The sequence below is a fragment of the Parapedobacter sp. SGR-10 genome, assembly GCF_011030405.1.
In the GTDB taxonomy this organism is placed as follows: Bacteria; Bacteroidota; Bacteroidia; order Sphingobacteriales; family Sphingobacteriaceae; genus Sphingobacterium.
Genome location: NZ_JAAJTJ010000015.1, coordinates 90,101 through 99,518, shown reverse-complemented (window position 1 = coordinate 99,518; position 9,418 = coordinate 90,101). Strand labels below are relative to the sequence as shown.

The 9,418-nt window shown below is 42.2% G+C and carries 7 protein-coding genes and 1 other RNA gene; 5 read left to right on the top strand and 3 right to left on the bottom strand.

From position 1 onward, the window contains the following. On the top strand, positions 1–582 hold a 582-nt coding region (locus G5B00_RS11825; protein WP_317168847.1), incomplete at its 5' end, for an SAM-dependent methyltransferase. Between the two features lie 21 nt (positions 583–603). On the opposite strand, the gene G5B00_RS11820 is transcribed toward G5B00_RS11825, so the two are convergent. After that, positions 604–2,520 (bottom strand): ABC-F family ATP-binding cassette domain-containing protein, encoded by a 1,917-nt coding sequence (locus G5B00_RS11820; RefSeq protein ID WP_163875394.1) that lies wholly within the window; start codon positions 2,518–2,520, stop codon positions 604–606. Positions 2,521–2,651: 131 nt separating this feature from the next. On the opposite strand from G5B00_RS11820, the gene G5B00_RS11815 reads away from it, so the two are divergent. The 3 genes from G5B00_RS11815 (at position 2,652) to ssrA (ending at position 5,231) form a co-directional block, all read left to right on the top strand. Then, positions 2,652–3,683, top strand: coding sequence for a quinone-dependent dihydroorotate dehydrogenase (locus tag G5B00_RS11815; RefSeq protein WP_163875391.1), 1,032 nt, complete (start codon positions 2,652–2,654; stop codon positions 3,681–3,683). A gap of 326 nt (positions 3,684–4,009) precedes the next feature. Next, complete coding sequence (locus tag G5B00_RS11810) at positions 4,010–4,723, top strand: DUF4397 domain-containing protein (RefSeq protein ID WP_163875388.1); 714 nt, start codon at positions 4,010–4,012, stop codon at positions 4,721–4,723. Between the two features lie 140 nt (positions 4,724–4,863). After that, positions 4,864–5,231, top strand: a transfer-messenger RNA (tmRNA) gene (gene ssrA, locus G5B00_RS11805). 122 nt (positions 5,232–5,353) lie between these two features. On the opposite strand, the gene G5B00_RS11800 is transcribed toward ssrA, so the two are convergent. Both G5B00_RS11800 and G5B00_RS11795 read right to left on the bottom strand, forming a co-directional pair. Then, on the bottom strand, positions 5,354–5,821 hold the full coding sequence (locus G5B00_RS11800; protein ID WP_163875386.1) for a hypothetical protein: 468 nt from the start codon (positions 5,819–5,821) through the stop codon (positions 5,354–5,356). A gap of 778 nt (positions 5,822–6,599) precedes the next feature. Continuing rightward, complete coding sequence (locus tag G5B00_RS11795; protein WP_163875384.1) at positions 6,600–7,646, bottom strand: endonuclease/exonuclease/phosphatase family protein; 1,047 nt, start codon at positions 7,644–7,646, stop codon at positions 6,600–6,602. A 388-nt stretch (positions 7,647–8,034) separates the two neighbouring features. Here G5B00_RS11795 and G5B00_RS11790 point away from each other — a divergent pair, with 388 nt between their 5' ends. Then, entirely contained in the window at positions 8,035–9,096 is a 1,062-nt protein-coding gene (locus G5B00_RS11790; protein WP_163875381.1) for a fatty acid desaturase family protein, read from the top strand. Positions 9,097–9,418: the final 322 nt, after the last annotated feature.

The following is a 9,418-nucleotide window of genomic DNA, read 5'->3' as shown; positions in this document are numbered from 1 at the left end:
TTATTTGAATATAGCGACATTTATTTAAGACACATAAACTATAAACCCATGAATTACATGAAAAACATCATCGTTACAGTTTTTATCTTTGTCGGATTACAGACTTATGCGCAGAAGAAAGATTTGGACGTACCTTATGTTCCTACGGACCAATCCGTCGTGGATGCTATGCTGGATCTAGCTGGTCTGAAATCTGGAGATCGTCATTACGACTTGGGATGTGGAGATGGACGTATCGTGATTACCGCTGCCAAAAGGGGTGCTATCGCAACTGGGATAGACTTGGATCCGCAACGTATCCAAGAGGCCAATGAGAATGCAAAAAAGGAAGGGGTGACCGACAAAGTGACCTTTATTGAAGGCGATCTTTTTGATTTTGATTTCAGCAAGGCAGATGTGCTGACGCTTTATTTATTGCCTTCTGTCAATCTCAAGCTACGCCCAAAAATCCTCGACGAGATGAAGCCGGGTACAAAAGTAGTTTCCCATGCTTTTGATATGGGGGACTGGAAACCAAAAAAGGAAATTGAAGTAGACGGGCACACCTTGTTTTTGTGGACGGTTCCGGCACGGGAGAAATAACAGCATTTTAGAAAAGTGCTGTTATTTAACTTCCTCTAGCTCCATAATCTCTTCGGCCAGTTCCTCCCATTGCTTTTGCAATTGGTCGTATTCGGCTTTCGTAGAATTGTATTTACGGGTAGTCTCCTGTAGTTTTACGGCATCCGAAAATACTTCGTCTTTGGCAAGGAGTTCTTCCAAATGCTTTATTTCAACATCCTTTTCGCTGATCTGTAGTTCCAATTGGGCCAAAGCCTTGTTTTTCTTTTGCAATAGCCGGGTAACGTCTTCTTCAGAATCCTTTTTTTCTTGTTTCGGCTCTTCTTTTACAACTTTTTTTGTGGGCTGTTCGAGAGGTTTGACACGTTTGGCATTCCATACTTCGTATTCTTCGTATGTACCCGGATATTCCTTGATTTCTTTATTCTCGATAAACCAGATCTTGTTGGCAATGTGATCGAGGAAGTACCTGTCATGGGATACGACGATGAATGTACCTTCGTATTGTTGCAGGGCTTGGATCAAGATATTGACGGAAGCCATATCCAGGTGGTTGGTAGGCTCATCGAGTACGAGGAAGTTGGCATCAGCCGTGAGGGCTTTGGCTAAGGCCACACGGGATTTTTCACCTCCTGATAATACCTTGATTTTTTTGAATACATCATCACCGGTAAAAAGGAAACAACCTAATAACGAACGGAGCTCGGTCTCGGTATGCTTAGGGGCAAAAGTCTGCAACTCCTGCAATATGGTGTTTTCTAAGTGTAAAGCTTCCAACTGGTGCTGCGCAAAGAATGTTTGCGAAACGTTGTGTCCTTTAGTATTTTTTCCCGAAAAGTCCTTGTCGGCATCAGCAATGATACGCAATAGGGTCGATTTTCCCTTACCGTTGGCACCGATCAAAGCAATCTTGTCGCCTTTTTCGATCAATCCGTTTGTGTTTTCGAGGATATCCAGGTTTGGGTAGGATTTCGAAATGTTTTCCAACGTGACCACATGACGGCCAGAGGGTTTTGAAAACTTAAAGCTAAAGTTTACTTCGGGATTGTCATCGTCTACATCATCAACCTTTTCCATGCGATCCAGTGCTTTTATTCGAGACTGTACCATTTTGGCTTTGGAAGCTTTGGCACGGAAACGTTCGATAAGCCGTTCTTCTTGCTTTATTTTGGCCTGTTGGTTCTTGAATTGATTGCTTTGTATCTCTTCGCGCAGGGCTTTTTCTTCGAGGTAGAACGAATAATTGCCTGCGTAAAGAGTCAATTTGCCCCTTCTAGATTCCACGGTCTTGTTGATAATACGATCCAGGAAGTATCGGTCGTGTGAAACGATGACGATAGCTCCCTCAAAGGCTTGAAGGTAGTTTTCCAACCATTTGATGGAAGGAAGGTCCAAGTGGTTTGTCGGCTCATCGAGCAGGAGGATGTCCGGTGTTTGCAGCAGTATACGGGCTAGCATGACACGCATACGCCAGCCGCCGGAAAAAGTGGCTAAGGGACGTTGCTGTTCCGCTTCAGAAAAACCTAATCCCGCGAGGATTTCATGGGCACGGAATTCAATGTTATAACCGTCTAGGGCTTCAAATTCCATTTGCCTGTCGCTGAGCTTGTTCAATATGTCGTCCGAATAGTCTGTTTCGAGTTTTTTCAACAGTTCTTCGATTTCACTATGCAATTGGTTTTGTCGTGCAAAGGCTTCCATAGCAACGTGAAGAATACTCTTGTCCGAGTGATAGGACAAAAGATCCTGATTGAGATACCCTAACTTGAGGTCCTTGGCCATGGATATGGTTCCGGAGGTAGGGCTGTATTCACCTACGATCAGTTTGAGTAAAGTGGATTTTCCGGTACCATTGGCACCGATCAGTCCGACCTTGTCACCGGGTTTGATGTGCCAGTTTGCTTCGTCATATAGGGCTCTGGAGCCTATTTCAAATGTTAAGTTGTTTATCGCAATCATTTCCCTGCAAAAGTAGTAATTTTTTTAGTGGTAAGTGATAAGTGGTAAGTTGTCAGAAACTTTAAACCTTAAACTTTAAACGTTGAACATTTCCATTTTAAATTTTTACTTTTGACTTTTAACTTTTCAACATGTACAAATTAGTTAAACCGGTTTTCTTTTCGTTAGATCCAGAGAGGGCCCATCATACAGTAACAGGTGGATTAAGGACTTTTACCAAAATATGGGGTGCAAAATCGTTTTTGAAATCTATCTATTCGGTAAACGACAGTCGGCTCGAACGGGAGGTTTTTGGATTGAAATTTAAGAATCCAGTTGGTTTGGCAGCAGGATTTGACAAGAATGCGGAGTATATCGAGGAAATGGCCAATTTTGGTTTTGGCTTTATCGAGATCGGTACGGTCACGCCCCGGCCTCAACCCGGCAATGATGCACCGCGCATGTTTAGATTGGTGGAAGATGAGGCATTGATCAATCGAATGGGATTCAACAACCAGGGAGCGGATGTCGCTGCGGGGAGATTGAAGTATCTCAAGAATACGGAAGGTGTCATCATAGGCGGCAATATCGGAAAGAACAAGGTCACACCGAACGAACAGGCTGTCAACGATTATATCTATTGTTTCAATGCTTTGTACGACTATGTAGATTATTTTGTAGTCAATGTCAGTTCTCCAAATACACCCGGTCTACGGGATTTGCAGGAGAAGGAACCTTTGATGCATATCTTGAATACCCTACAGGAACGCAATTATGCCAAGCCCCAATCTAAACCCATTTTGTTGAAAATAGCACCCGACCTGACCGACAGTCAATTGGATGATATCATCGAGATCGTCATGACGACTAAGATAGCCGGTGTCATCGCCACCAATACCACAATCTCCCGAGAAGGCTTGCGAAGTGATCCTGCATTGGTCAAGGAAACGGGAGGAGTCAGTGGAAAGCCGCTGACCAAGCGTTCTACAGAAGTGATACGTTATTTGTCTGAAAAATCCAATCGGGCATTTTCCATCATCGGCGTGGGAGGAATACATTCGGCCGCAGATGCTCTGGAAAAACTGGATGCCGGAGCTTCTCTCGTACAGGTTTATACAGGTTTTATTTACGAAGGGCCGGGATTGATCGGAGATATTTGTAAGGGAATTTTGAAAAGGTCTTAAAAAAACTTTCAGTGAAACTTTAGTGTCGCTCGGCTTGGTATACGAAAGTCTTCGATACGAGCTGTTCTTCTTTTCCAAAAAGATGATCTAGCTTGCTTTTTTGAAGGCTCCTGCTTGATTTTTACGACTGCTGCTGACGTATGCCATTTCGGGTATAGGCTGTACTGTACGCACCCATTAACAGGTGGGCTCCTATCCAAACCAGACCCATGTTAAAAAAAATATTTGTAGCGAATCGTCCACGATGTTCGTATATATACTTCGAAGGCCTTCATGATAAATTAGATTTAAGTATTATTTGGTTAAACATTTTAAATTGACGAATCATGAACATTAATTTTAAAGTACCTCAATTGCTCAGAGTTTCTGCTTTTGTGATTGCCTCTGTGGTTACGCTAGGTTTCGCCTCGTGCAAAGGAGATGATTGTTGTGATGTACCTATACCGCAGAAAGCACAGACATCGGTATTGAATCTTTTGCAAGGTATTGATGAAATAGACCTACATGCCGGAACTACTAAGTTAAATTCGTCTGGTATTGATTACGGATCACAATCTGCTTATTTTTTGGTAGATGCCGGAGAACAGAACATCAGTGTTTTTCAGACAGATGAGACGGATACTTTGGCAAGTCACAAATATACATTTGCTAGAGATAAGTCTTATTCTGCCTTTGCTATAGGTGAAGGAGAAGATGCTGAAATCATTATTGCGGAGGACAATCTGACCAATCCATCCACAGGTAAGGTGAAAATCCGTTTTGCCAACCTGGCTGATCTGGATGGAAATCTTGATTTGTGGCTTGGAGACGGTGAAAACGCTTTGATGGAAGACGTAGCCTATAAAACGATTGGCACATTTATAGAAGCCGATCCTGCAGAAGAAGTATCCCTTGCCGTGAAAATCAACGGGCAGGAAGAAGATGTTGCAACATTGGAGAATGCAAAGTTGGAAGCAGGTAAAATCTATACTGTGTATGCTTATGTTGAGGAGGTCGAAGGAGAATCACAGACTAAGCTTAACATCGCTACGAACAAGTAGTGCACTCTTATGTTTTATTAGTTCATAGATAGGAGCTACCCTTTGTCATGGAGGGTAGCTTCTTTTTTTAAGGGATTTTTAAACCTTTTGTTGTCTTATAATTCAAATAAATACGTAATTTTGTAAAACATAACAACATTGGGGTCGACCGGAATTGACAGGATAGCGATGGTTATGTAAGCATGCAGTGCATTGTTAGTCTAGCACTTTAATCTGAACTTTCAACTTTATAAATGGCGAAAATAACTACGCCTTAGCTGCTTAAGTTAGACTTAACATAGCTATTTGTCCCGTTAGATCCTGTTCTTTGGTCTAACATTAGGGGCATCGAACTATAGAACTGGCAAGTGTGATGTTGCTAAGCACTTGTGAGATACAGCAACTACGGAGAACGGTATAGGTAAGTTTCTCACCTTCCGTCTCCCGACAACTAAAGAGAAACTAAGCATGTAGAAAGCGTAAATCATACTATGTTTGGACGAGGGTTCGAATCCCTCCGGCTCCACAAACGCAACCGAATGCCCGACTATTGTCGGGCATTCGGTTGCTTTGTACCCCCCTAAAGTGATGGCTGCGGCCTTGCGTGCGGGGTTGTAGGGCGCAAGCAATCCCTCCGGCTCCATTCATCAACTACAATCCCAATTCATTGAGATCAAGTAGATTTTTACAACGATTAATGAAAACTATTGATCGGAACGGAACTCCTTTAATCACGTTATTCCGGGATCGGGTAGTAAAAAGTGAATTCTCCCATTGGAGTTGGGACGAATAGGGTTCAACTTCATCATATGACGTCCATACCGCATACCTGCACTCATAGGTCAGATCTCTGCCCAACGGATTAAAATCGAAGCGGATTTCGTCGAGGAGTCTACCATCAGAAAGCTGGCCACCGGTAGGTACTGCGGGAACGGTACCTTTCCTGCGTCCTGTAAACACGGGAAACCCCGATGTATACAGGATGGACAATTTACCTTTGGCCACAAAATTGACATGGGCTGCCAGCTCGCCCAATAAAGTGGCTAATCTTGCCTTGCTTTCCCGTTTGAGCACCCTGTCGACACGTCCGCATGTCCAGTTAACTCGCGCCAAATTCACCAAATACTCATTATAGGTATTTTTCCACTTCTGAAAGCGATGGAGTGGGGGTGGGGAAGTGAGGATTCCCCCTCATTGCAGTAAGCACGACATCCGCTTCGACCAATCGCTATCTCTATACTGACCGAAGCCTCCTAATACACGTATATAACTCATAACTAACAATTTTAGATTTACTTGTTTATATTCTGGATTAGATAATGACACTCATTGTGAGACAATATAATGTAATTATATACTAATATACCGATAATATAATTAGTATCAACGTTATTAAGAAAAATAACAACGAATATTTAATTCAAACTAACGTTAATAGATATTAACATTACGATATTACAAAATATAAATATGTTATAATATATTGTATTAACGTTAATATAAATTAAAACAACGTAAAAATAAATATAAATAATGTAATTAATAACTGATATAACGGTATAATATAATAAATATACATTAATTTAATATATAACAACGTTAGAATTATGTATAATTACGTTAATATAATTCAAACTACCGTTATTTTATCAGGATCTGAGGAAAAGAATTGGAAGAAGAATAAACAACATTGCGATCTTCCTTTAGCCTACATCAAAAACTAAAGAATTACAATAGGGAATATAGGTTGTCAGTTTTTGCGAGACACTAGCGAGACCTCGTAAAAGTGATGCTTATAAATGATATACTATCAGTGAGTTATGGATAAAGTTACACAGCCTCCGGCTCTACTAAAAGACATCTGAATAGAATGTTTTTTTTCGTTCGATACGATTTTCTAATAGATCACAAATGTCGCCAAATTACCCTTATGGTCAGTAGGCCATATGTCTGTGGGGACAATAAAAGGATCGGCGAAATTGTTCTCTTGAAGTTTTCCTCTCACGATTGTCCCCGTAGGGCCTACTATGGACATATCGCTTAGCGACCATGTAACATCAGGATAGTAATATATAAAGTCTATACGCTCCCTTTCGTCTGCCTCGGGTGCCCAAGTGAGTTTATGGATAGGTACGGCATTGTTTGCAGACGGAAAGGTAAATCCGGGATAGCGGACTGCATCCGGAAATTTTTGACGGTAAGCATCTACCATGCCTATCTCAGTAAGCATTACGGAACAATCCCAATTAATGACCAGACCATTGTGGTCACGGAGGTCTTTGGTGTCTGCCTGCCAGTCCAGATGCGACGGCTCGTTAAAATCGCCACCCAATAAGATGAGGTTTCCTCGTTCGATTTCAGCTTTTGCATCCTGTACGAACGCAGCTATAGATTCGTCCCGCTGTGAGCGTCTATTGGCCGTCAAGACCGAGTCGGCATCCCCTACGGGAGAGGCTATTTTTTTCCAATTCACTCCGCTGTAGCCCCGAGGCAGGTAACATTCATAATGCGTATAGTCCAAATGTGCCGAATAGACCGCTAGTGTCTTTCCGTCGATCGTTATATAAGCTTTGGCCATAGGTCCCTGTGTATCGGAGGCACAGCAGCCCTGCGCATTTTTTACGGCATACTTGGATAGCAGGCCTGCACTGCTACGGTTCGTCTCTCCGTAATATGTCTTGCCTAGCTGTTGTAGGGTATCTACTAGTTTATTGACGACATCTATGTTTTTACCCTGCGTCTCGGAGAGGAGGATGATATCGGGGTCGGTCTGCTCGATAATCTGCACGAGCCCTTTAAAGCCATCCTGTACGGCCGTGGTACCCTGCCACACGTTGATCTGCAATACTTTTACCTGTCTGCCTATAGTCTTTTCCCTGCCTACAGATCCTTCTATAGTCCACAGGAGACATACAGCAAATACAACTGTTACGATTTTATTCATATTTCCTAATTAAGATTTGATACTCTCGTTTTAGACGCGGTCGAATGACAAAAATAAGATTATTTTGGAATGGTTTTGTAGAAGAAAGTCATTGCCAACACTATAACAAACCAAGAGGCACTTGGGTATGATCCGGGAACGACACAAGAAATATCTGAGGATGATAAAAGCTGTATAGGACCCGCCTAAGCATAGGCTATACACAAGGTGCAAAAAAACAGCGAATATCCAAGAAAAAGAGAAGATTTTGTATTACACTGCTTTTTAACACTCCTTAACAACTTATTGTGGAGGATATACAGATTATAAACCGTACATTTACAACGGTTAGCCAATTTAGTCTAGCATAATAACACAAGTCATCATACATTTCCCCCCAACACGTTAAATGAATCCAACCATTAAATTCAACAATGTAAACACATTGTTTTCCAAGTCCCTTAAGCAAAAAACAAACGAATACTTCAAGAAGACATTGCAAAAGAAGACCGGCAATCGACGGATGTTTATCAAGGCATCGGTTTTGCTGGGGACATTTGTAGCATTATATACTGTTTTGGTGTTTGTGCAGCCACATTGGGCGATCAGCATCGTTTTGTGTATGCTTTTTGGTGTCAATCTGGCTGCCATCGGTTTTAATATCATGCACGATGCCGGACACAACTCGTTTTCGGACAATAAGAGACTCAATACAATACTGTCCTATTCCCTCAACCTTTTGGGAGGTAATATCTATTTCTGGAAGCTTAAACACAACATCGCGCACCACACCTACACCAATATTGATGGCGAAGACCACGATATCGAAGTAAAGTTCATGCGGATACACCATGATCAGCAACTGAAGAAACACCACCGTTACCAACGTTTTTACTTTCCTCTGTTGTACGGTATATCCTATCTGGCCTGGATATTTTATCAGGACTACGAGAAATATTTTAGGCAGCGTATGGGTGACAGCAAAGCACAGTTTGATTTTCCAATGAGAGAAAGGATCATTTTTTGGACAAGCAAGGTCATACATTTTGGCTTGTTTATTGTCCTTCCCGTGGTCGTTGTCGGTTGGTTGCCAACGTTGCTGGGGCTATTGATTGCAGGTGCAGTATGCGGCATGAGTCTGGCAACGGTGTTTCAGTTGGCGCATGTGGTTGAGGAAACGGAATTTAAGACCATCAACGAAGCCAAGGTCGAAGAGGAATGGATGATACACCAAATCCAATCTACAGCCAACTTTGCGACGAAGAGTAAAGTATTGACCTGGATACTCGGTGGCCTTAATTTTCAAGTGGAGCATCACCTGTTTCCCAAAATCTGCCATGTACACTACCCGGCTATCAATCGTATTGTCAGACAGACTTGCGAGGAATATAATATTAAGTACAATGAGTTTGCCTCCTTTTGGGGTGCGTTCAGGTCGCATGTGCAGGTGATCCATGCGATGTCCAGATAAGTTAAGGATGTGAACGTCGTTTTATGTCATCCTGAGGCTTGCCGACTGCGTAGCAGGCATCAAGGTCGTGTTGGTGGCAGCGGGGCTGATGCAACATTGGATCTTCCAACTGTAGGTTTTTAGATTCCTCCTATTCCCGAATGCTTTCGGGACAAGCTGTCGGGATGACAAAAGTACGCTTAACTTAATAGCATTAGGTACACGACAGGGGTCGTGCCTGCCTGTCCGTTAGGCATGTGCCAGCTTTAAGAGAGGTTCAATCCATAATAAATGAGAAAAAACTTTTATTTACGCTAAAATAGTCTTATCTTTGCTTTATACA

What these genes read in the sequence shown, in the direction of transcription:
- G5B00_RS11820 (WP_163875394.1), bottom strand. Translation starts at nt 2,520, where the DNA reads ATGATTGCGATAAACAACTTAACATTTGAAATAGGCTCCAGAGCCCTA.
- G5B00_RS11815 (WP_163875391.1), top strand. Translation starts at nt 2,652, where the DNA reads ATGTACAAATTAGTTAAACCGGTTTTCTTTTCGTTAGATCCAGAGAGG.
- G5B00_RS11810 (WP_163875388.1), top strand. Translation starts at nt 4,010, where the DNA reads ATGAACATTAATTTTAAAGTACCTCAATTGCTCAGAGTTTCTGCTTTT.
- G5B00_RS11795 (WP_163875384.1), bottom strand. Translation starts at nt 7,646, where the DNA reads ATGAATAAAATCGTAACAGTTGTATTTGCTGTATGTCTCCTGTGGACT.
- G5B00_RS11790 (WP_163875381.1), top strand. Translation starts at nt 8,035, where the DNA reads ATGAATCCAACCATTAAATTCAACAATGTAAACACATTGTTTTCCAAG.